General features: G+C 64.6%; 19 protein-coding genes. 13 read left to right on the top strand and 6 right to left on the bottom strand.

Annotated elements, in window-relative coordinates:
* The first annotated feature begins 284 nt into the window (after positions 1-284).
* The 4 genes from AB0323_RS01540 (at position 285) to AB0323_RS01525 (ending at position 3,343) form a co-directional block, all read left to right on the top strand.
* On the top strand, positions 285-1,304 hold the full coding sequence (locus AB0323_RS01540; protein WP_366175815.1) for an SDR family oxidoreductase: 1,020 nt from the start codon (positions 285-287) through the stop codon (positions 1,302-1,304).
* Between the two features lie 67 nt (positions 1,305-1,371).
* The gene (locus AB0323_RS01535) at positions 1,372-1,632 is read left to right on the top strand and encodes a DUF4235 domain-containing protein (RefSeq protein ID WP_366175814.1); all 261 of its coding nucleotides are present in this window, start codon (positions 1,372-1,374) and stop codon (positions 1,630-1,632) included.
* Between the two features lie 70 nt (positions 1,633-1,702).
* Positions 1,703-2,728, top strand: a complete 1,026-nt coding sequence (locus tag AB0323_RS01530) for an exonuclease domain-containing protein (RefSeq protein ID WP_366175813.1) — start codon at positions 1,703-1,705, stop codon at positions 2,726-2,728.
* 66 nt (positions 2,729-2,794) lie between these two features.
* The gene (locus AB0323_RS01525; RefSeq protein WP_366175812.1) at positions 2,795-3,343 is read left to right on the top strand and encodes a DUF4395 domain-containing protein; all 549 of its coding nucleotides are present in this window, start codon (positions 2,795-2,797) and stop codon (positions 3,341-3,343) included.
* Positions 3,344-3,355: 12 nt separating this feature from the next.
* On the opposite strand, the gene AB0323_RS01520 is transcribed toward AB0323_RS01525, so the two are convergent.
* Positions 3,356-4,441 (bottom strand): ADP-ribosylglycohydrolase family protein, encoded by a 1,086-nt coding sequence (locus AB0323_RS01520; RefSeq protein WP_366175811.1) that lies wholly within the window; start codon positions 4,439-4,441, stop codon positions 3,356-3,358.
* A gap of 77 nt (positions 4,442-4,518) precedes the next feature.
* On the opposite strand from AB0323_RS01520, the gene AB0323_RS01515 reads away from it, so the two are divergent.
* The 6 genes from AB0323_RS01515 to AB0323_RS01490 all read left to right on the top strand — a co-directional run bounded on the left by AB0323_RS01515 (position 4,519) and on the right by AB0323_RS01490 (position 12,141).
* Positions 4,519-4,875, top strand: coding sequence for a DUF202 domain-containing protein (locus AB0323_RS01515; protein WP_059387628.1), 357 nt, complete (start codon positions 4,519-4,521; stop codon positions 4,873-4,875).
* On the top strand, positions 4,872-5,222 hold the full coding sequence (locus AB0323_RS01510) for a DUF202 domain-containing protein (protein ID WP_366175810.1): 351 nt from the start codon (positions 4,872-4,874) through the stop codon (positions 5,220-5,222). The genes AB0323_RS01515 and AB0323_RS01510 overlap by 4 nt, the downstream gene beginning before the upstream one ends.
* A gap of 143 nt (positions 5,223-5,365) precedes the next feature.
* On the top strand, positions 5,366-6,292 hold the full coding sequence (locus AB0323_RS01505; RefSeq protein WP_366175809.1) for an aquaporin: 927 nt from the start codon (positions 5,366-5,368) through the stop codon (positions 6,290-6,292).
* A gap of 91 nt (positions 6,293-6,383) precedes the next feature.
* On the top strand, positions 6,384-7,601 hold the full coding sequence (locus tag AB0323_RS01500; protein ID WP_366175808.1) for an exonuclease SbcCD subunit D: 1,218 nt from the start codon (positions 6,384-6,386) through the stop codon (positions 7,599-7,601).
* Complete coding sequence (locus tag AB0323_RS01495; RefSeq protein WP_366175807.1) at positions 7,598-10,618, top strand: SMC family ATPase; 3,021 nt, start codon at positions 7,598-7,600, stop codon at positions 10,616-10,618. Before AB0323_RS01500 ends, AB0323_RS01495 begins: the two co-directional genes overlap by 4 nt.
* Before the next feature lie 89 nt (positions 10,619-10,707).
* The gene (locus AB0323_RS01490) at positions 10,708-12,141 is read left to right on the top strand and encodes an MFS transporter (protein WP_366175806.1); all 1,434 of its coding nucleotides are present in this window, start codon (positions 10,708-10,710) and stop codon (positions 12,139-12,141) included.
* A gap of 27 nt (positions 12,142-12,168) precedes the next feature.
* On the opposite strand, the gene AB0323_RS01485 is transcribed toward AB0323_RS01490, so the two are convergent.
* Entirely contained in the window at positions 12,169-12,903 is a 735-nt protein-coding gene (locus tag AB0323_RS01485; RefSeq protein WP_366175874.1) for a helix-turn-helix domain-containing protein, read from the bottom strand.
* A gap of 148 nt (positions 12,904-13,051) precedes the next feature.
* Between AB0323_RS01485 and AB0323_RS01480 the strand changes: the two genes are divergently transcribed.
* Positions 13,052-13,588, top strand: a complete 537-nt coding sequence (locus tag AB0323_RS01480) for a flavin reductase family protein (protein ID WP_366175805.1) — start codon at positions 13,052-13,054, stop codon at positions 13,586-13,588.
* 72 nt (positions 13,589-13,660) lie between these two features.
* Positions 13,661-15,115 (top strand): 4-hydroxyphenylacetate 3-monooxygenase, oxygenase component, encoded by a 1,455-nt coding sequence (gene hpaB / locus AB0323_RS01475; RefSeq protein WP_366175804.1) that lies wholly within the window; start codon positions 13,661-13,663, stop codon positions 15,113-15,115.
* A gap of 101 nt (positions 15,116-15,216) precedes the next feature.
* Here the strand turns inward: hpaB and AB0323_RS01470 are convergent, their stop codons facing one another.
* Together AB0323_RS01470 and AB0323_RS01465 are read right to left on the bottom strand one after the other, a co-directional pair.
* Entirely contained in the window at positions 15,217-16,545 is a 1,329-nt protein-coding gene (locus AB0323_RS01470) for an S-layer homology domain-containing protein (protein ID WP_366175803.1), read from the bottom strand.
* Positions 16,546-16,754: 209 nt separating this feature from the next.
* Positions 16,755-17,954, bottom strand: a complete 1,200-nt coding sequence (locus tag AB0323_RS01465; protein WP_366175802.1) for an alkaline phosphatase family protein — start codon at positions 17,952-17,954, stop codon at positions 16,755-16,757.
* Positions 17,955-18,175: 221 nt separating this feature from the next.
* Between AB0323_RS01465 and AB0323_RS01460 the strand changes: the two genes are divergently transcribed.
* Positions 18,176-19,105, top strand: a complete 930-nt coding sequence (locus tag AB0323_RS01460) for a glycoside hydrolase family 16 protein (protein WP_366175801.1) — start codon at positions 18,176-18,178, stop codon at positions 19,103-19,105.
* Positions 19,106-19,125: 20 nt separating this feature from the next.
* On the opposite strand, the gene AB0323_RS01455 is transcribed toward AB0323_RS01460, so the two are convergent.
* Together AB0323_RS01455 and AB0323_RS01450 are read right to left on the bottom strand one after the other, a co-directional pair.
* The gene (locus tag AB0323_RS01455; RefSeq protein WP_366175800.1) at positions 19,126-19,509 is read right to left on the bottom strand and encodes a hypothetical protein; all 384 of its coding nucleotides are present in this window, start codon (positions 19,507-19,509) and stop codon (positions 19,126-19,128) included.
* Positions 19,499-21,238 carry a hypothetical protein gene (locus tag AB0323_RS01450; RefSeq protein WP_366175873.1) on the bottom strand — a complete coding sequence of 580 codons (1,740 nt, stop codon included), beginning with the start codon at positions 21,236-21,238 and terminating at the stop codon, positions 19,499-19,501. The genes AB0323_RS01455 and AB0323_RS01450 overlap by 11 nt, the downstream gene beginning before the upstream one ends.
* Positions 21,239-21,286 lie beyond the last annotated feature (48 nt).

Raw genomic sequence — 21,286 nt, 5'->3', positions numbered from 1 at the left:
TTTCGCTCACAGAAATCTCCTTCGCCGAGACAGGGGCAAGGCTTCTTCGATGCCGCCCCGATCGCCACACGATACCGACGGCTCGCGGGAATGGCCATAGGGTGCGGCGGGTCGATCCGCCTAAATGCCAGGGTGTTCAATCAAGAATATAAGTATGCTGACGATCTTGTGCGCTCCGGCGGGTGGGTTTTAGGTTTAAGAGCGGCAAGCACTTCAACTGTCCGGGGTATGCGCAGGAGGAGCCGGGCGATTTCTCGCGACGACGACCAGATGGAGGAACAGTGATGGCAGAACGCAACTTCCCTGAGGATGACCAACAGGCAGACGAGCTGGTTGACAACTTGGAATCAAGCGAAAGCGATCTTGACGAGGATATTGTGATGGCTTTGGAGAATCAGGTCATCAGGCACCCCGATGTTCCGGACGGAGCGCAGGATCCCCGGACCCGGTACCCGGCCGGGACGTTCGAGCCGCAGACGCAGGACTACCCAGGCTGGACCGACGCAATGCGTCCCCGCCCGGACCACGGCGAAAGCACCTACATCGGCCACCACCGCATGGAAGGGTTCCGGACCCTGATCACCGGGGCGGATTCCGGTATCGGAAGGGCCGCCGCGATTGCCTATGCCCGGGAAGGAGCGGACGTCGCCTTCACGTACTTGCCCGAAGAAGAACAGGACGCCGTACACACGGTCCAGTTGATCGAAGACGCCGGTCGGAGTGCTTTGGCGTTGCCCGGCGACCTCAGCGACGAAGCATTCTGCCAGGATGTCATCTCCCAAACCGTTGCCGAGTTCGGCGGGTTGAACGTGCTCGTCAACAATGCCGGCTACCAAATGACCACGAGCAAGGGAATCGAAGACCTTACGAGCGAGCAGTTCGACCGGACCTTCAAGTCCAACGTCTACGCCCTTTTCTGGCTGACCAAAGCCGCGCTGCCCCATCTGCAGCCTGGATCGGCGATCATCAACGTGTCGTCCATCCAGGGCTACCACCCGAGCCCGAGCCTTTTCGACTACGCGGCCACCAAGGCGGCCATCATCAACATGACGTTTTCGCTGGCAGAGTCCCTGGGGCCGCAGGGAATCCGCGTCAACGCGGTGGCACCCGGACCGATCTGGACGCCACTTCAGCCCCCGACCCAGCCGCGCGAAAAAATAGTCCACTTCGGTGAGGACACACCCCTCGGGAGGGCAGGCCAACCCGCTGAACTGGCGGCGACATTCGTGCTGCTGGCCACCGCGGAGGCAAGTTACATGTCGGGATCCGTTGTCGGCGTCACAGGAGGAAAGCATTTGGCATAGTACGGCGCACGCCCCGCAGTACGAAGACGCGTGAACGGGCCCTTGAGGCCACAATCGGAGGAACGAGATGAACGTCCTGATCAAACTACTTGGCCTGGTTGTGGGCATGGGCGCCGGAATTGCGGCGAACAAGACCCTGGAGGCCATCTGGAGCAAGTCCACCGGGAAACCCGCACCCAAGGATGCGACCAATCTGGAGGACTCCCTCCCGGGCGTGGTCTTGTTCTCCTTAGCCGCGGGCGCCGCGGGAGCGGTCATCCATGTCCTGACCCAAAGGGCAACCAAGAAGGCGTTGACCAAGCTGCAGGAGACGGCGGACGAGGTCTGAAAGGCGACCCGTGGCAGGTCGTGGCCATCACCAACGCTCTGGGGCCCCTTTCCACCTGTAACCTTGACCAGTGGCATTGGACTTTACGGCGATCGACTTTGAAACTGCGAACGGATTCAGGGGTTCCCCGTGCTCAGTCGGCCTGAGCAAAGTCCGTGGCGGCGTCGTGGTGGAGGAAGCCTCCTGGCTCATGCGGCCGCCGGAAAACCATGACCACTTCGAATACCACAACACCCGGATCCATGGCATCCGGGCCGAGGATGTCGCGGGGGCTCCACGCTTTGGCGAACTCTTCCCTGAAATCGGGGCTTTCATCGGCGGCGATATCCTTGCCGCACACAATGCGGCATTCGATCTGGGCGTCATCCGTTCCGGGCTTGAAGTTTCCGGCCTGCCGGGCCCCGCTTACGAGTACGTCTGCACGGTGATGTTGTCCCGGCGCTGCTACTCCCTGGTGTCCAATTCCTTGCCCTACGCCGCGGAGGAGGCGGGCGTGCCCCTCGTGAACCATCACGACGCCGCCGAGGACGCCCGGGCCTGCGCCGGGATCCTGGTGGACATCGCGCGCCGGAACAACGCCAACAGCATCGCTGAGCTCTACCTGTCCCTCGGCCTGGCCATACCCAAACAACAGGCCTTCCAGCCAGGAGACGGACTGTCCAAGCAAACGCTCGCTGCGCTTGCGGCCGGCGGCGGAGGACGCTTTGCGGCCGCCGGCCAGTCCGGCGTCGGGCGCAGTGCCGGCCAGCTTGGGCGCGCTTGGAGCAATTGGCCGGAAGAAGGCACCAATCCGGCACCCAACCCAGCAGCGGAAGCGGGCCACCCCCTGTTCGGGCAGACCGTCGTCTTCACCGGTGAGCTTGCGATTGCCCGGCCGGAAGCGAAACAGCGGGCAGCGGAGATGGGCGCGCGTCCGGAGAGCCGCGTGACCGGTAGGACCACGGTCCTGGTGGTGGGTGACGGCTTTGTGGCCGGCGATCTCCGGAGCGGTCGTCTCACCGGCAAAGCAAAGCGGGTCCTCGAGTTGCACAGCCGCGGCCAGCAGATCGAGGTTCTCTCCGAGGGGGAGTTCCTGCAGATGGTCGGCGGGCACTAGCCGGGTCAAAATTCACACGGAGCAACAAAGCTTCCCGTAGCTTGCCCGCGCTCCTAGCCTTGAGCCATGACACAGGGAAATCAGCCCGACACCGCGCGGCCCACCGCAGGGACGCCGGCTCCCGCGGCCGCCGGTTGGCGCGCCGCCTTCGCTTTCCCCAACCCAGTCAACGAGTACGCCGCGAGGATCACGGCCGGCCTCGTGGTTTTGGCGGCGGTGGCCACCCTGGTGAGCGGCCTTGGGTGGGGACTCGTGCTGATTGCTGCCGGTTTCTGGTTGCGGGTACTCTTTGGGCCGCGGATCTCGCCGTTTGCCTTGTTGTCCGTCAAGGTGCTGGCTCCCCGGGTCGGCCCTGCCAAACTGGTCCCGGGTCCGCCCAAGCGCTTCGCACAGGGAATCGGTGCGGCGCTCAGCACGGCGGCCGTGGTCCTGTTCTTCGCCGGCTTCGCGCTGGGTGCGTGGATCCTGCTCGCCTTGCTGATTGTGGCCGCGTCGCTTGAGTCGTTTGTAGGATTCTGCCTCGGCTGCGCGATTTTCGGCGTACTGCAGCGGCGCGGGTTCATCCCCGAGGACGTCTGCGAAGCATGCAACAACATCGCGCTTCGCAGGCTTTGAGCCGCTTGCCTGCTAGCCCGCGGTGACGGCGATAAGCCGCTGCGCCATCCCGCGGATGACGTCAGGAGCTTCAAGGGCTTCAAGCCAGTCAGAGGGCAGGACCGCTTCGCCGTGCAGTGCACCGAGGATATTGCCCGCGATCGACGCGGTGGAGTCGCTGTCGCCGCTGTGGTTTAGTGCCACCGCTATCGCCTGGCGGAAATGGGCTGCCGGATCACGCTGCGTGGGCGCTGCCGCGGCGGTTGCCAGCACTGCATAGAGCCCGACGGCGAGTGCCTCCTCTGCGACCCAGCCTTCGCCCAGGTGCTCAGTGAGTTCCTCGGGGCTGAGCAAGGTGCCGGCGGAAGAGAGTTCCAGCGCCTGGCGGAGGCGTTCCAGGAGCTCGGGAGCTGGATCCGGCAGCGCTGACACCAGCCTCAACGCATGCTCGGCCGCAGCCCGTACATCCGCGCCCGCGCTCAGTTGGTGCACCAGCACGCTGAAGGCACCTGCACTTTGCAGCGCCGAAGGGTGCCCGTGGGTCAAGGATGCGGCATCGGTGCTCAGCTTGTAGACCGTGGCTTCGGAAATATGGGGGACCAGGCCAAATGGCGCGGACCGCATCACCGTGCCGCAGCCCTTCGAATCCGGATTGACAGGGCGGAACTTCGTCCCCATCTGTCCCGTGGCGAGCCCGCTCAGGCACGCTTTGCCCGGATGCCTGCGGTGCCGGAGTACCTCCTGCCCGTCGATCCACCGCGGTGGGGGAACGGGGGCCGACGACGGCAAGGCCACACCTTGGGTGGCGAGCCATCGCAGGTAAGCCAACCAAAGGCATGCGGTTTCATCCGCCGCTACGCCGTCATTGGCCCACTCGAGGGCTTCCACGAGGCCGTCAACGGTGTACAGCGTCATCTGGGTGTCGTCGGAAAAATGGCTGCCGCCGTCGAGCTGGCCAAAAGAGGTGAGGCCCGCCGCGCCGAAGCGGGAACGGATGGTGGCTACGTCGTCGAACTCCACGGCGTAGCCGAGCGAATCGCCCAAGGCGCCTCCCAGCAGGCAGCCGTACACCCGGGACTCGAAGGATGGCGCGGCGGCGGGGGACGGTTCAGCACTCATAGTGGTAATTTACCGTGACCGCTTGGTCGGTCTTCACATCCCCGCTGATACGGTGGCTCGTGAACCAGGAGGCAGTGATGCGTGAACCCGCGTGGCGGAAAACCGGAAAGACCCCGGACTACAGATTCTCCCTCGCAAACGAGCGGACCTTCCTTGCATGGATCCGTACCTCGTTGGCGCTGCTGGCTGGTGCCGTCGCCATCGACCAGCTTGCCCCGAACATCGCGCCCCAGCCCGTACGCATCGTCTTGTGCGTTGTGCTCTCCATGATCGGAGCGGGCCTCGCGACGCTTGCCTACCGCCGGTGGGCGCAGATGGAGGCGGCGATGCGCAACGACCAAGCCCTGCCGTTCTCACGCGTCATGCTGCTGATGACCATTGTGGTTGCCGTGGCGGCCTTCACCTTTGCCGTGCTGATCCTGGTGGCGCGTTGACCGTTGACTCCAGGGATCCGGGCCTGCAACCTGAGCGCACCACGCTCGCTTGGCGCCGGACCCTGATTTCGCTTCTGGTGGTGGATCTCTTCATCTGGCGCAGATGGTTGACGGCCAAGTCCGGCGCGGGGCAGCTTCCCACCGGGATACCGGGACTCGACTACCAGGGAATCTGCGCCCTGACGGCCGCCGCAGCGACGATCGTCCTGGGCTGCGTCGCCTGGGTCCGGTCCCATCAGCTGCACCACGGCACGGAGAAAGCGTCGGCTGTCTTGATGCTTGCAAGCGCCTTGTCCATTATCGCGCTCGCCTGCGCTGCGGTCGCCGCAATCGCGTTGGGCGGCTAGGCTCGGATTCAGGAAGCGTCCAGACTCGGCTGACAGGATGCCAGCAGGGCAAATGCGCGGTCCGCAACATGGCTCGTTGCCGCGCGTGGAGCGTTCTCCTCCGCAAAAGACCACCCGAACTTCGAACTAAGGAATCATTCGACATGACCACGACTGTGTCCGTTCCATCCTCCCGCGGCACCCGGCTCCTTGCCCGGGCATCCGCTGAAGCTCTGGGGACGCTGTTCCTTGTGGTTATTGGCTTGGGCGTGCTGATCTTCATCAACCCCCAGGCGGTTCCGATGCCGGCGTCGCTGGCCAGCGGCCTGAGCGTTACTGCTGCGATGCTTGCCTTCGGCTATTTGTCGGGCGGCCACTTCAACCCGGCCATCACGGTCGGCCACTTGGTTGCCGGCCGGATGAAGCTCGTGGACGGAGCCGCATACCTCGGGGCCCAGATTGTGGGCGGCCTCTTGGGCGCTTTGGCGCTCTTCGCCGTCGTCCGGACTGTGCCAAATATCCCGGATAGCCGAGCCGTCTTTGAAACCTCAACGTCGGGTTTCGGTGCGCATTCCCCCTTCCAGGTTCCCGTGACCGGCGTGATGCTCATTGAGGTCCTTGGCGCAGCGCTCCTGGTGGGGGTCTTCCTGGGCGTCACTGCCCGGCGCAATCCCAGCAAGATCGCGGCACCGTTCGCCGTCGGCCTGACGGTCGCAGTCCTGCTGCAGCTGGGCCAATCAACCGGCAACCTTGCCTTCAACCCGGCCCGTGCCACCGCTTCCGCCATTTTCAGCTCCAGCTGGGCAGTGGAGCAGCTCTGGCTCTTCTGGGTCGCACCGCTCGTGGGCGCGGCGATCGCAGGCCTCATCTTCCGCGGTTTCGGGGAGTCCACTCCGGCAGCCGTGGCAGACGTCGAAGAACCGCTGCCGGCCGACCGCTGGGACGAAAAGTCCGACGACGAGGCCGAAGCGGCTGCCCAGGAACGCGCGGCCGAGATTTCCACGCCCGCTGCGGCGCCCGCCGCGGCTCCCGCCGAAGAAAAGCCCGACGTCGACCCTGCCCGCGACTTCTTCGACGGCAAGCGGGGCTGAGGCAGGAAATTCAGCCGCCCGGAGGGCCCTGTTACGGCCGGTGCCGCCGCGCCGCCCCAATAATGTCCGGGCCTCCGGCTAGCTTGAAAACATGAGGCTTTTGCACACTTCGGATTGGCATCTGGGACGCTCGTTCCATGGGGTCGGGATGCTCGACGCCCAGCGCGACTTCATTGAGCAATTGCTCGCGGTCGTCCGGGAACAGTCGGTGGACGTCGTCCTGATTGCGGGGGACGTCTATGACCGTGCCCTGCCGGGCCTGGATGTCGTTAAGCTGCTCGACGACGCCCTCGTGCGGATCACGGACGCCGGTGCCAAGGTGGTGCTGACCAGCGGCAACCACGATTCCGCGATCCGCCTTGGTTTCGCTTCACGCCTGCTGGAGCGCGGGGGAGTCCACCTGCGGACCCGGGTAGACGATCTCGATTCCCCGGTCCTTTTTCCATTGGACAGCAACCACCTGGACAGCAACCACCTGGACAGCAAACACCACGCAGCCGGGGAGGGGGCCCCGGTGCTTGCCGTGTACGGCATTCCGTACCTTGAACCGAGGCTGGTCGCCGAACGGCTCGGGACACAAACTGCAAGTCACTTTGACGTCACCCAGGCCGCGGTGCAGCTCATCCGTGAGGACATTGCCCGCAGAAGCGAGACAGGACCGGTGCACTCCATTGTGCTGGCACATACTTTCGCGAGCGGCGGCATCACTTCGGACAGCGAACGCGATTTGAGCATCGGCGGTTTGGGGGCGGTGCCCCTGGATCTCTTCGATGGCTTCGGCTACACGGCCCTTGGGCATCTGCACGGGCGCCAGGGACTCTCGGAGCACGTCCGCTATTCGGGTTCGCCGCTCGCATACTCGTTCTCCGAGGCCAAGCATCGGAAGGGTGCGTGGTTGATCGACGTCGGCGTCGACGGTGTTGAGAGCGTCGGGGAAATTCTCTGGAAAGCACCACGGGAACTGGCGATTCTCCGCGGGAAGCTCGCCGGGCTTTTGGAATCGGCGGAATATTCCTGGGCCGAGACCGCGTATTGCCAAGTCACCCTCACGGACTCCGTGCGGCCGGCGCAGGCCATGGAACAGCTGCGTGCCCGGTTCCCGGACACGCTCGTGCTGGGCTTTGACCCTGAGGACGTCGCGGGAAAGGCCAAAGCGAGCTACAGCAGCAGGCTTGCCGAGGCCGAGGACGATCTCGGTGTTTGCTGCGGCTTCCTTGACCATGTGAGGGGAAGGCCTGCTGACGAAGCTGAACTTTCCGCGCTTCGGGAAGCCTTGGAAACGGTCCGGCTGGAAGGAGCGGAGCTGTGAGAATCCACCGCCTTGAAATTGAGGCTTTCGGGCCGTTTGCCGGGGTTCAATCGATTGATTTCGACCACCTGGGGGCCCAGGGACTGTTCCTCTTGAACGGTGCCACCGGCGCGGGAAAGACGAGTGTGCTCGACGCTATCTGCTTTGCACTGTATGGCTCCGTGCCGGGCGCCCGCCAGGACGGCAAACGCTTGCGGAGCGACCACGCGGAACCGGCAGCAGAGCCGCGGGTTGTCTGCGAATTTTCGGCGCGAGGCAGACACTTCGAGGTCACCCGCTCCCCGGCGTGGGACAGGCCAAGTGCCCGTGGGCGCAAGGGCTTCACCACCCAGCAGGCCAAAACCCTTCTGCGCGAACGGATCGATGGCTCGTGGGAAGAAAAGACCTCCCGCAACGACGAAGCCGGCATGGAAATCGGTGACGTCCTGGGGATGGACCGGGACCAGTTCACCCGGGTGGTCATGCTCCCGCAGGGAGACTTCGCGGCTTTCCTGCGTTCCAAGGCTTCCGACCGGCTGGATCTTCTGCAGAAGCTCTTCGGAACCCAGCGTTTTGAAGCGATCGAGCAGCAGCTGGTACTCCAAGCAAACGCCGCACGCGCAAAAGTTCAGGACAACCAGAACGGTCTTCAGCTGCTCGTGCAGCGGGCGGAGGCAGAGTACGCGCAACTCGGGATCGAAGAGCCCGTTGACCTGGATCCTGATGACTCCGGATCCAGTGGGTCCACGCCTGAACTTCGGCTCGGGAACTTCGAGGCCCGTGCCCGGGCTGAATCTCTCGAGCGGCAGCGCGCTGCCGGCTCTGCCGATGCCGTCCGGCTTCAGACCGCAGACAAGCTCAACTCTGCCAGGGAGCGGGTTCACCGGCATGCGAAGCTCGACGCCGCCACGCTCCGGCGCGATGCCCTCTCCGCCCGCGAGGCAGAAGTGCAGGAATTCCGCGAGCGACTTGAACGCCACCGGAAAGCCGCCGTCCTCGGCGGACAACTGGACGCCGTGGACCGCGCCGCGAAGGCCCTCGACCTGGCGGGCTCGAAGGCGGAGTCGGCGACGGCGAAGCTGCGTGCCGCCTCCCTTGATGCGAGCGACCCCGGTACGTCGCTGGCCGGCATTCAAGAGACGATGGCCGTCGTGGAGGCCAGGGTCGGGGACGAACAAAAGCTCGAGGACATCACCGCCAGACTTGATGCGCTCGAGCTCGGCGCGAGGCAGCGGGAGTCCGCCAAAGCGGCGCGGTCCCTTGTGTTGGCCGGGCTCCGTTCGGAGGCGGTTGCGTTGGAACGCGAGCTGGGCCCGGTCGAAGTAGCCGCTTCGGAGCTGCCCCTGCGGGAAAGCGAAGTTGCAGCAGCCCAGAACGCCGTCAAGACCGTAGCCCGTTACGCAGGCGCCCTTGATTCCCAGTCCGCGGCAGTGAAGCGCCACGCGTTTGCCCGGGCGCTTTCCCAGGACCTCCGACAACTCTGGCTGGATCTCCGCGAATCCCGGCTGGCCAATGCCGCCGCCGAACTCGCCGCAAAGCTGCACGACGGCGAAGCATGCCCTGTCTGCGGGAGCGCCGAGCACCCTTCCCCGGCGCCGGCCGGTCTGACCGCGTTGGCCCTTGCCGAGGAAGAGCAATCCGCCCGCGAACGCTATGACGAGAGCGAGAATGAACTTCTCCAAGCGGCAGGGGAGCTGGCGTCCGCCGAGCAGGAAGTTGCCGTGCTCGCTGCCCAAGGTGGAGACATCGATCCCACACAAGCCGCTTTGTCGGAGGCCTTGGCCAAAGACGCCCTGGCCGCGGCGCGTTCCGCCGCCGACCGGCTCAAACAGCGAGAGGCAGACCTTGCCCGCGCGACGGAGAGCATTGCCCGCTTGGAGGAAGAACAACTCCAGGAGGACACCGCCGCGGCGCAGGCCGGGTCCATCAAGGTCCTGCTGGGGGAACAACGTGAGTCCCTGGAGACCTTGCTTTGCGGGCTGCGTGATGGCTTCGACACACTGCGCGGCCGGATTGAGGCCCTGCGCGGGCAACGCGAACTCCTGCAGTCCGCTGTGGCTGCAGGCGAGCAGTTTGACCGGGCCCGGGAGGCTTTGGATGACGCATCCACAGCCTTGGACCGTGCCCTTTCGGCGCATGGGTTCGACACTGCGGAGGCCGCGCGGCTCGAGATTCTCGACGAGCAGCACGCCGCCCGGCTCGATGAAACCATCAGGGCCGCAGAGACCGAGAGCGCCCGTCTCGCAGAACTCTTCGAGTCCGAGGATCTCGTGCTCGCTGCCAAGGAAAGGCAGATCGGAGAGGTGCCCCTGACCGCCGTCGAGCTTGCTGCCCTCGAACAGGAGGCCGGACAGGCGGAAGGAACGGGCCGCCGCCTCGATCTTGCCGCGGGACTCGCTGCCAGGACGGTAGCCAGCCTGGCCGCGGTCCGCTCGCAGTACGAAGAAGCCGCGGCCTCGGGGCGCGGCCCCCGCGAACTTGCCCGGGTACTCAGCGAGCTCGCCGAAACCGCCAGAGGTGCAGGCGATAACAGTTACAAAATGAGCCTCAACAGCTACGTGCTGGCCGCCCGCCTCGAACAAGTCGCGGCAGCGGCGTCGGAGCGGCTTATCGCCATGAGCGATGGCAGGTATACCCTGCAGCACACGGACGCCAAGGCGGCCAGGGGCGCGAAATCGGGTCTGGGCCTGGAGGTCGTGGATGAGTGGACAGGACAGCGGCGGGACACCGCCACACTGTCCGGCGGGGAATCGTTCATGGCGTCGCTCGCGTTGGCCTTGGGGCTCGCCGATGTGGTGCAGCAGGAGGCCGGCGGTGTAGACATCGAAACCTTGTTCGTCGATGAGGGCTTCGGGAGCCTTGACGAGCAATCCCTCGAGCAGGTCATGGATGCACTGGAGGGACTGCGCGACGGCGGCAGGGTAGTGGGGCTGGTCAGCCACGTTGCCGAGATGAAACAGAGAATCAGCAGCCAGCTGCAGGTAATCAAGAACCGGAACGGCTCCACTGTGCGAATTGTCGACTCCGCGGCAGCCTAGGGCGGCCCGTCCGGTAGACTTGGAGGGTTACACCGGGTCGCGCGCATCGGGAGGAGGGACGATGCGCATCATTGAGCGAACCCGGAATCATGAACTCCTCCCCACAGAACTCCGCGGCGGATACCGCGCCCCAGGCTGCCCCTTCATTTCCTGCTGCGCCCCAAGCGGCCGCGTCCCCGAAAGCCGCGCCCCGCCGCTCGCGCCTGCCTGGCCGCTTCGCCCGCCTGCCCGAGCTCGCCGGCCGCAACTTCCTGCCGCTGGGACTCTTCGCGAGGCTGCCCCTCGCCATGCTGACCGTCGGCACCCTCACCCTTGTCACGGCCGTCAGCCATTCCTACGCCATCGGCGGCCTGGCCGCCGGAGCCGTCGGCATCGGATCGGCCTTGGGCGCACCTGTGCTCGGCTCGCTCGCTGACCGCTCAGGACAGCGCCCTGTCCTGCTGATAGCCGCCGCTCTCAACGCCGCGACGGTCATCGCATTGCTCGTTGCCGCGTACCTGACACCCGATTTCAACACCTCCACGGATGCGATAGCCATTTTGGTGACGGCTTTCCTTGCCGGAGCGAGTTGCCCGCAGGTGGGGCCCATGGCCCGTGTCCGTTGGATGGCTCTGACTACCCTGAACCTGAACACCCGGAATTCGAAGCCTGGAGCCGGCGGGAATGCCGCCGGTCCTGGAAGCGTGGCGTCCAGCCGGGCCGACCTTGATACCGCGTTGTCCTACGAGGGAACCGCGGACGAAGTCACTTTCGTCCTCGGTCCTGCGCTGGTCGGGATTCTCGCGAGCCTCGTAGCCCCTTGGCTTCCGCTGGCTTTGGCGGCCGTCCTTACTGCCACGCTCGTGCCGGCTTTCGCCGTGCATCCTTCACAATTGGCTGTGGTGCCGGCAAAGCGCAAGGCGGGTGCCGGCGTCGGGAGCGTCCCCGCGAAGCAGAAGTCGAGGGTCCGTTCCGTGGCCTGGCTGAAGGTCGCTGTTCCGGTGCTGGCCATGGTTTGCATGGGGACGTTCTTCGGTGCAACGCAAAATGCGTTGAGCGCTTTCTCCGCCCAGTTCGCCACGGCGGAAATCGCGGGGCTGATGTATTCCGTCATGGGCCTGAGCTCCGCCGTCGCTGCGCTGTCTGTTGCCTATTGGCCGCAGCGCTTTCGGCTGGCCATCCGTTGGATGCTCGCGGCGGCCGCGATGACGGTATTCTCTCTTCTGTTGTTCCTTCCGGCAGGGATCTGGCCGATGGTCATCGTTCTCTTGGTGCTCGGGATTCCCGTAGGACCCGTTATGGTGACGGTCTTCAGCATCGGGGGAGTCGTGGCACCGGCCGGACGCATGGCAACGGTCATGACGGCCCTGGCGAGCGGCATCGTGGCGGGTACGGCGTTGGGCGCCTATCTTGCCGGCCAGCTGGCCCAAACCCAGGGTCCCGCCGCCGCTTTCGTGGTGTCCTCGGCTGCTTCGGGCGCGCTTCTGGTGCTCGGCATCATCGCAGGACTGGTCCTCCGGCGCAGGCCAAGCATCCGACACTAACGACGCTCGCTCACTTACGGGCCGTTTTTATGCCAGCTGGGACTCTATGCGTGCCGCGCTCGCTGCCAGTGCTTCGCCGACGGCGGCCTGGTCCTGGTCGCGGCGGATGTAGACGACGGCGATCGCCGCAGGCCGGCCGCCCGGCACCTGGATGGGGGCGGCCAAAGATGACAAGCCTGCGATGACTTCGTCGTGGCTTGCCGCATAGCCGAGCCGGCGCGCTTCCGCCGCTTCCGGGCGATACGGCAGGCCCGGAGCGCGGGTGGCCCACTCATCCTCGCTCATGGTGGACTGGATCGCGATTCCAGGTGCCCCGGTGTTCACGGGGTGGCGCGTGCCGGGATGCTGTGCCAACGTCGCGGCTGAGTGGCGGGGCTCCACCGTGACCAGCGTGACGCAGTCATGATGGTCCCAGACTGCTACGAAGGCCGTCATGTTCAAGGTGTTCGCAAGCTGGGTCAGCTCCGGGAGGGCGGCCGTCTGGAGGTCCCGGGAGACGCCCCGGGCCAGCACCGCAAGGCCAGGACCGGGTTGAACGCGTCCGGCGTCGTCGCGTACCAGCAGGGAGTGATCCTCCAGCGTGCGGAGGATACGGTAGGCCACCGAGCGATGGACGCCCAGGGCGCCGGCGAGTTCCGCAATAGTCAAGGGGCGCTCGGCAGCCGCCATGATTTCCAAGGCCTGGATTCCGCGGGAGAGGGTCTGCGACGGCGAGACCGTCGCCGTCGTTTCCTGCAGGCTTTTCGCAGCGCTGGAAGACATCATGCGCTCCATCCTATGTTGGGGCCTAACGCGGCCGGCCCTCCGTCTTGTGCTGCAGCACACAAAAGACTATGGTTCTGTATGAGAATTTGTTGTTCAAATATAGAACAAAGTCACCTATAGAACAATCTCCAGCCAGGAATCGACGATGATTGCCAAGTCCAGCCAGAATGCGGAGCCGGGATCCCCTGGCCGCACGTCGCGGCCGCGGGCACATCATTTCCGCGGCAGCCTGGGCCGCTTCGCCACAGGCGTCGCCATCGTGACGTTCGACGGCGCCACCAAGCGGCATGGCATCACCGTGAATTCCTTCACCTCAGTGTCCATGCAACCACCCCTGGTCCTGGTCAGTATCGCCCGCAACACCAAAGCCCACGACGAGCTCGCCGGGAGGCCGTTCAGCGTCAATATCCTGGGTGCTGAACAAAAGCAGCTCGCCCTGCATTTCGCGGGCCGTCCCGGGCCCGAGCCACGGTGGGTGGAAGGAGACACCGCGCCGCGGCTATCCAGCGTCCTCGCCTACTTCGAATGCACGCCGTGGGCAGCCTACGACGGCGGAGACCACACGCTCTATCTGGGTGAAGTGGTGGACTTCAACTACCGCAGCGGTGACGCGCTCGCCTTCGCAAACAGCTCTTTCACTACCATCCCGGAAAGCCAATTGGGAATGGAGGATCTACTGTAGTTGCCGCCGCGCCCGTCGACGTCGCATCCACCACGCAAGGCCGTTTCAGCTCAACCATCATTGGAGACAACCATGGGAATCCGGACCGGACAGCAGTACCTGGACAAGCTCAACTCGATGAACCCCCACGTCCTGATCGACGGCGAAATGGTCACCGAGAAGATCGCCGACCACCCGTCCTTCAGGAATGTGGCCCGCACGTACGCGAAGCTCTTCGACATGCAGCATGACCCGAAGTATGCGGATGCCCTCACCTACGAGTCCCCGACGACCGGTGACCGGGTGAGTGCCTCGTTCCTGATGCCGCGCAGCAAAGAAGACCTCGAACATCGGCATGCGGCCATCCGCACCTGGGCTGAGTACTCCCTTGGATTCCTGGGCCGGACGGGCGACTACATGAACGGCGCCCTCACGGCGCTCGCGGCCGCGGAAAAGTGGTTTGCCCAGGCCGATCCGATGTTTGGCGAAAACATCCGCAAATACTACGAGCATTGCCGGGAGAACGATCTCCTGGCTACGCACACGCTGATCCCGCCGCAGGTCAACCGTTCGGTGTCAGGTTCCGAACAGCTCGGCGGCCAACTCTCGGCGAGGGTCGTGGAGGAACGCGAGGACGGCATCGTGGTCCACGGTGCGCGCATGCTCGCCACGATCGCGCCGATCGCGGACGAGCTCCTCGTGTTCCCCTCGACGCTCCTGCGCTCGACGCCGGAAGATGCTCCCTATTCCTACGCGTTCGCCCTCCCGAACGATGCGCCCGGCATGCGCTACCTGTGCCGGACCTCGCTCTACAACGGCGGAAGCACCCACGACGAACCGCTCGCGAGCCGCTTCGAGGAGATGGACGCCGTCGTCGTTTTCGACCACGTGTTCGTTCCCAACGAACGCATCTTCATGCTCGGCCATCCTGAACTGTGCAATGCCTTCTACTCCGAGACCGGCGCCGGGGCCCTCATGACCCACCAAGTGGTGACACGGACCATCGCCAAGAGCGAGTTCTTCCTGGGCCTTGCCTCGGAAATTGCGGCGTCGATCGGGATTGACGGTTTCCAGCACATCCAGGAAGACCTTGCGGAGTTGATCGAAACCGTTGAAATCGGCAAGGCCCTCATGGTGGCGGCGGAAGCCCAGGCGGCACCAAGCCCGGATGGCGTCTTCCTGCCGCATTGGCCCACACTGAACGCGGCACGCAACTGGTACCCCAAAGTTGCCCAGCGATTCCCGGCAATCATCAGGAAGTTCTCGGCATCCGGTCTCATGGCCCTGCCGGGCGAAGCGGACGTGGCCAGTGAGGCATTGCCGGATATCGAGCTGTACCTGCAGGCGAAGACGCTGACCGGGCCGGAGCGCGTGCGCCTCTTCAAGCTCGCTTTCGATGCCAGCATTTCCGCGTTCGCCGGGCGCCAGGCCCTCTATGAGTACTTCTTCTTCGGTGACCCTGTGCGCATGGCAGCCGCCCTCGTGAACAGTTACGACCGCGAGCCGGCCCGCGCCCGCGTACGGGAGTTCCTTGAGCGGAAAGACTGACTGCAGGGCAGGCTAAAACCACGGCGGGTACGAGGACGGCGACAAGTGAATGAGGGACTGACGGCGCTGGCCGTCAGTCCCTCATTCACTCGCCGCCGTGCTCAGGGCCTGGGGTATTTGGCATTGGTGCGGTAGAGGAAGGCCGCCGTGGCGTCGCGGGCAACCGGGGCGAGCGGCCGGAATTCCGTGGTTCCGTCGGGGAGGGCCCAGCCGGTGGTGATGTTGTTGCTGGCGAGCCAGCTGATCTCTTTGTAGAAGGGGTAGTTGGAAGGCACGTCTTTGAAGTTACTGGTTGCGGAGACCGCGGGGCTTCCGTTCAGGCGATAGATAAAGGCCGCCATGGCGTCGCGGTTGACTGTGCCTTGGGGATGGAAGGTCGCTGTCCCGTTGGGGCCGTCGTTATAGCCGGTGGTAATGCCTTGGGCAGCCAGCCAGGACACTTCTTTGTAGAAGGGACTGTTCGTGGGAACATCGGGGAACTTGGGCGTTGCCGGCGGGGTGTAGGCCGGGCTGCCCATATAGCGGTAGATGAAGGCTGCCATCGCTTCGCGGCTGATGGACTCCAGGGGCCGGAACTGGCGGCTATTGTCGGGCATGACCCAGCCGGTGGTGATCCCAGCATCGGCGGCCCAGGTAATTTCGTTGTAGAAGGGGTAGCTTGAGGTCACGTCGGTGAAGGAATACGACGAAGACGCCGGTTGGTTCTTGACGATGAGATCGTCGACGTAGATGTCGGCCTGCTGTGTCGGGTGTTCGGAGCCCAGCATCACACTACTTAGTGACGTCGCCGCGACGTTGAGGGTGGTGGAGGAATAGACGGACTTGTCATCGAACCAGACCTGGGCCGCCGTGGCGCTTCCGTTGGCATGGACGTCGATGGCGATGTGGTGCCAGCTGTTGAGGGCAACGGTGGAGACCATGGTTGTGTAGGTGAACGTTCCGTCGGGCGCAGTGACTCTCAGCACGAAGTTGGCGGTGCTGTTGTAGCGGAAGATGTCCATGATCCGGGTCGCACCGGAGAAGAAGCGGAAGTAGGGGACGTCGTTGCCCGCCACGCCGGCGGTGGTGATGTTGAACCAGCCGGCGGCGTAGGCGTGGGTGGCCCCTGCCGGAAGAGGCACTGACATATTCGAGATCGAACCGGAGTCAATCGTTGCATGGAGGTAGGCCGAGCACGCGCCGTCGTGGGCCAGGGTGGAGCTGACCGCGGCGGTGCCGGTCCCTTGGGTGACAACGCCGTAGGAAGACAATGACTCGGATTCGAAGTTGTCGGCCACCACTGTGTTTCCGGGGAAGCTGTCGGTAGGTGCCGCGGTTGCCGGCTGACAGGAGACCGACGCTGCTTCGGCGGGTCCGGCAACCAGTGCCGCGCCGGCACCCAAAGCGAGACCGAGCATTCCGGAGAGTCCCAGCCGGTACAGTCGTTTCATTGTTCCGTCCTCCAAGCTACGGTCGATACCCGGCTTCTCCGTCGGGAATGAAGCCGGACTTGATCTGCCTGTGGCGAGGGTTGATGCAACGGTCCCCGGCCCAGGCACCCGGCAATGCCGTCCAGAACCAATGGCACCATGGGGACGGTTACAGTTGCGTTACCAAATCCAAGATTGCCCTACCGGCCGGTGCAGCTTCTCCGCAAGGGTCAAAGTTGAGCGTTGAACACGTCCCGCCCGAAGCTCCGCAGTCCAGGCGCTCCGGCATATCCGAGACGGGGGACTGAGAAAATGTCCTCCATGGTGGCGAGAAGGCTGTAGTGGTTGTACATCGTTGCAGTGCTCGTGCCCGGACTGCTGAACGGAGACAGCACAAGGGCTCCGATAAGGCCTCCGGCTGTTCCTCCCGGCAGGCCCGAGGGGCCGGTTGCGTTACCGTCCGCCTCGTCGAAGGTGATGACGAGCAAACCGTCCTGACGGTAGGCCGGTGAGTTGAGGATGGCGGGGACTTGCTCCTTGAGCCAGGCATCAGCGCTCTCCAGCCCGCCGGGTTGCCCGTCAACACAGGGGCTGTCGTGACCGTCGTGGCAGAGATTGGGGCTGATGTACGCCAGGTTCGGTGTGGTGGCGGCAGCCTGCAGGTCCTTCGCGAGGTTGGAATAGTCCACCACGTTGTTTTGGCAGCCGGGGGATGAAGTGATGCTGGTGAAATAGACGAAGGGATTGTGGCGGGTGGCGTACTGGTCATCGATTTTGGCGTTCTGGGAATCGTCCTTCGCGCCGGGGTTCGGGTGCCGGCACGCCCTGCCCATATCTTCCATGTACCCCTTCCAGGTTTTCCCGGCGTCGCTAAGTTGCCCGGCGATCGTCGGGACTGAAGCGGGGTAGACGCAGCCCGATCCGAGCACCTGGCCAGGGTCCGCGGTTCCGGTTTGGATGAACGGGGCGTAGGTCGTGCAATCATTGCGCGTCATCGGGTTGGATGCCTGTCCGGAGATCTGGGCCAGGTAGTTGGGGTTGGAATGATGGGCGACGCCGTAGTACTGGGTCAGGAGGACACCCTGGCTACGCAGAGTTTGGGAGAGGTAGGGGGCTGGCGAATCCGGACCCCAGGTCTTGTTGTAGCTCTGGTTTTCCAGATTGATCACGAAGACGTGCCCGATCTTCCCGGCTGCTGCCGTGGGCGCGGGGCTGTTGGTGGGTGACGAGCCCGACGTCGGGGACGGAGAGGAGCCGCTGATTGTGGTGCTCGGATCGGGAGGCGGTGTTTCGCCGGCCGAGGGGCCTTGGCAAGCCGTAATGACCAGCAAGAGCGTGACTGCCAGCACGACGTGCTCCGTGCGTGGCCGGCGGCGTTGCCGACCGTCGTGACACAGGAGCTTCCTGCCGGATTTCTTTTTCAGGTCCATCTGATCGCGCCTCCTCCAAGTTCCTTCCGACCTCGGGCAGGGGGCCTGGCTGGCATCCCGGTCCGGACACCCTTGCACACTAAGTCCAACAGGGCCATGGTTCCCGGCTCCGGGTTCCCTGTGAATCCGCAGCCGAGGCCGTCGATGCAGCGGCTCCGGACCCGGACGATCGAGCGGGCCGGCCCTTGTTTCGACATGTGTTTGCCGCCACACTGTCTCCCATGCGCGTGGAGGAAGGGCAAAACGGCAAGAGTTTCAGGACTGTCCAGCGTGCGGGAATGACGATCGTGCTCGCCGCTTCCTTGTCGCTGGTCTTCTCCGGGTGTGTCATTGACGGACCACCCCGTCTCGCTTCCCCCGGTGCCAGCGGGACTGCCGGAACTTCGACGGCGGGCGCAGCGGAGCAGTCCCCGGCCAGCGGACAGATGCCCGTGGGTGACCTGCCCGGGTGGCGGCAGGTATTCACCGAAGATTTCAGCGAAGGAGATGTCCCGCTTGGGAGTTTCCCCGGGCCCGCATATAGCGCCAAGTGGAGTGTGAACTACGTTGACGGAACACCGGACACCGACGGTCAGCAAAGCGGTGGCAGGTCTGGTTACTACCCATCGAAGGTGCTCAGCGTCAAGGACGGGATGCTCGACATGTACCTGCACACCGAGAAGGGGGTCTCGATGGGTGCTGCACCCTCGCCGAAGCTGCTTCCGGCCAACGGGCGCCCCTACGACAGTTTGCTGTACGGGCGGTATTCGGTGCGGTTCAGGTCCGAAGCATTGGAGGGGTTCAAGACGGCGTGGCTGCTGTGGCCCGATAGCGGAGTGTGGCCTCGTGACGGAGAGATCGATTATCCCGAAGGTGATCTGTCCAAGTCCTTTTACGGTGCCGTCCATGAGGCCCGGCCGGACAAGAACACCTTCCATCAAAACCGGACGGGTGCACGGTTCACGGCATGGCACACCGCGACAACCGAATGGACGCCCGGGCGCGTTGAGTTCTTCCTCGATGGCGTCTCGATCGGTGTCAACACTGTTGGTATCCCCGACAAGCCGATGCATTACATCCTCCAGACCGAATCCTGCCTGACCGGCTGCCCCGCACCCGCAACAGCTGGGCACCTGCAGGTGGCGTGGGTGGCAATCTGGGCGAAAGCGTAGGCGTACTTCCCACTCCATCGTTACGGCGCCGGTTCCCTTCGCCGGGACCGTCGGTCCACGGCAGCGAGGAGGCCCAGAGTGAGCACGGCCAGGAGGGACACAGCCACCGACGGATGCCAGAACCCGGAGTAAAGCATGGCCGTCGAGAGCAGGATTGCCGAGGCAAGGCTGAAGCTCACCGCTATCGCCACGGCCAAGGGGGTCACCTCGAATCCGGTTCCTTTTCGGAGCCGGGCGGGTTTCAGGAGCAGGATGAGCGCTGTTCCCGGGCCGGCGAGAAGGAACGGTCCTATGACGGCAAGGCGAAGAGCCTCCGGGCCTGTAAAGGACAGGGGAATCGAAGCCAGTGCGACGGCGGCCACGATGGTGCCGATGATGCCGGCGGCCCTTTGCTCAGATGCCATTCGGTGCTCCCTGCAGGTGGTAGATCACTCCGCCGGCGTTGCGGTACTCCATTGACCAGCCCCCTTGAAGGGCGCACCTGTCGATGAAATGTTGCAAGCCTTCGCTCGGCCCCGTGTTGAGAACGTCGGCGGCGGCGACCTGGCTTGTGGTGACTATCAGGTAGGCGCCTGTGGACGGGATGAGCTGGGTTATCGATGCGCAGCCGGGCTGCGGATCGCCAGGGCGTGCCGGCTCCGCTTGGAGGAGGGTCTCGTACCGGTAGCCGGCGTAGTTCTCGTACCGCCAGGCGGTGTCGTGAACTGCCTCGATGAGGACCGAGCCGTGGGGCGCGGCGGCGTAAAGCCGGTTGACCAGGGCGATCTCGTCGGGAGTGAAATTCTCGATGGCGTCATTGCCATACCGGGTGGCGACTGTGCCCGTGGCGATGACTGATCCGAGCAGCAGGAGTGCGGCCAGCTGGCGCAATCCGGGCGGACTGGGACCACGCGGAAGGAACGGAAGCACCACAAGGCAGGCGGCGAACGGCAGGCTGAAAAGGTATATCCGGAGCAGCAGCTCGCCGCCGTACGACTGGAGGGGGAACATGACGAAAGGTGCCACGGTCCCCATGGCAGCAGCTAGCCACCGCGTCCGCAGCCGTCGTCCCCGGAGGCTACCCAGTCCCGCAAGGACCCAAACCACGGCTCCCTCCGCGAGCCGGGAGTAGACGATGAACTGGTGGCCCGGGTTACCGCCCACCCTGTTGAGCAACGAGGCGGAAGCGGCGGCGTTGATGTTGCCGATGGACCCGAAGAGAGTGTGCAGGTGGCCAACGAGGAAAGGGGTGGCGGCCAGAACCAGCCAGCAGACCGGAAGCAGGAAAGCCAGAACCGGCAGGAACCGCAGCCGGCACCTACCGCTCAGGGCGAGCAGCGCCAGGATAGGGATAGCGGCGAATGGAGTGAGTTGATGGGCGACCGTCATCCCAGCCAAGAGCACTACGCACACCGCGGCCAATATGATGAAGGCCGACCGCGGTAGTCCGGCGGGAGTCGGCGGTGATTTCCCGGGTTCGAGTCGACGCGCAAGATTCCTGAGCCGAGTAGCGAGTTTGCCCGCAGGCTTCCGCGGCCAGCCGGTGAAGACTGTCAAAACACAGGCGATCAGGGTCAGCAGCAGCAGCAAGGCGCAGGCCTGCGGAGATAGGTAATCCTGCCCCACCCAGCTGGCCAGATAGAACATCCACACGCCCGCCCACGCTTGCCTCGGGCTGGAGGTAAGGCGCAGAGCCAGGGCAAGCAGGGCGGGCAGGAGCAGGACGTTGACGCCGACCGGCGCCCACGTAGCGGCCCAGGTCAGATCGTGGACTCCGGTGGTATTCGAGAGCATCGCCAGTAGTCCGAAAAACCCGGGCCAGTTGAAATATGCGTCGAGCTTCCGGTTTAGCCCTCCGGACTGCGTGATGTAACCGGTGATGCCCAAGTGGCGGTAGCTGGCTTCCAAGCGAGGCAAGCCGTGAATAATCGGGTCGGCGCCGTGCAGAATGACGATCAAAACCAGAAGCTGAATGACCAGCAACCACGGGCGAAGAACCTTGAGACCGAGGGACCCGACGAAACCGGCCAGGCTCAGGCCCAGGGCAAAGAAATAGGCGACGGGCAGGACCTGGATAAGGCCGGCTCCGCCAATGTCCTGTACGTTCACGGTTTTGAGCGCCCACACCCCCAGGATCAGGGCGGTCACCGCCATCACCAGGAGGGCCCCTGGAACCCGTGGGCCACCCCGGTTGGCCCGATG

The sequence above is a fragment of the Arthrobacter sp. NPDC080031 genome (genome assembly GCF_040702485.1).
In the GTDB taxonomy this organism is placed as follows: domain Bacteria; phylum Actinomycetota; class Actinomycetes; order Actinomycetales; family Micrococcaceae; genus Arthrobacter.
The sequence above is the reverse complement of the archived record's forward strand: the minus strand, read 5'-3'. Positions and strand labels throughout refer to the sequence as shown.

Bases quoted from the DNA above. Each gene is read 5' to 3' on its own strand.
- AB0323_RS01500 (WP_366175808.1), top strand. From the start codon at position 6,384: ATGAGGCTTTTGCACACTTCGGATTGGCATCTGGGACGCTCGTTCCAT.
- AB0323_RS01515 (WP_059387628.1), top strand. From the start codon at position 4,519: ATGCGTGAACCCGCGTGGCGGAAAACCGGAAAGACCCCGGACTACAGA.
- AB0323_RS01535 (WP_366175814.1), top strand. From the start codon at position 1,372: ATGAACGTCCTGATCAAACTACTTGGCCTGGTTGTGGGCATGGGCGCC.
- AB0323_RS01460 (WP_366175801.1), top strand. From the start codon at position 18,176: ATGCGCGTGGAGGAAGGGCAAAACGGCAAGAGTTTCAGGACTGTCCAG.
- AB0323_RS01465 (WP_366175802.1), bottom strand. From the start codon at position 17,954: ATGGACCTGAAAAAGAAATCCGGCAGGAAGCTCCTGTGTCACGACGGT.
- AB0323_RS01480 (WP_366175805.1), top strand. From the start codon at position 13,052: ATGATTGCCAAGTCCAGCCAGAATGCGGAGCCGGGATCCCCTGGCCGC.
- AB0323_RS01470 (WP_366175803.1), bottom strand. From the start codon at position 16,545: ATGAAACGACTGTACCGGCTGGGACTCTCCGGAATGCTCGGTCTCGCT.
- hpaB (WP_366175804.1), top strand. From the start codon at position 13,661: ATGGGAATCCGGACCGGACAGCAGTACCTGGACAAGCTCAACTCGATG.
- AB0323_RS01540 (WP_366175815.1), top strand. From the start codon at position 285: ATGGCAGAACGCAACTTCCCTGAGGATGACCAACAGGCAGACGAGCTG.
- AB0323_RS01505 (WP_366175809.1), top strand. From the start codon at position 5,366: ATGACCACGACTGTGTCCGTTCCATCCTCCCGCGGCACCCGGCTCCTT.
- AB0323_RS01450 (WP_366175873.1), bottom strand. From the start codon at position 21,238: ATGGCGGTGACCGCCCTGATCCTGGGGGTGTGGGCGCTCAAAACCGTG.
- AB0323_RS01525 (WP_366175812.1), top strand. From the start codon at position 2,795: ATGACACAGGGAAATCAGCCCGACACCGCGCGGCCCACCGCAGGGACG.
- AB0323_RS01485 (WP_366175874.1), bottom strand. From the start codon at position 12,903: ATGTCTTCCAGCGCTGCGAAAAGCCTGCAGGAAACGACGGCGACGGTC.
- AB0323_RS01455 (WP_366175800.1), bottom strand. From the start codon at position 19,509: ATGGCATCTGAGCAAAGGGCCGCCGGCATCATCGGCACCATCGTGGCC.
- AB0323_RS01490 (WP_366175806.1), top strand. From the start codon at position 10,708: ATGAACTCCTCCCCACAGAACTCCGCGGCGGATACCGCGCCCCAGGCT.
- AB0323_RS01520 (WP_366175811.1), bottom strand. From the start codon at position 4,441: ATGAGTGCTGAACCGTCCCCCGCCGCCGCGCCATCCTTCGAGTCCCGG.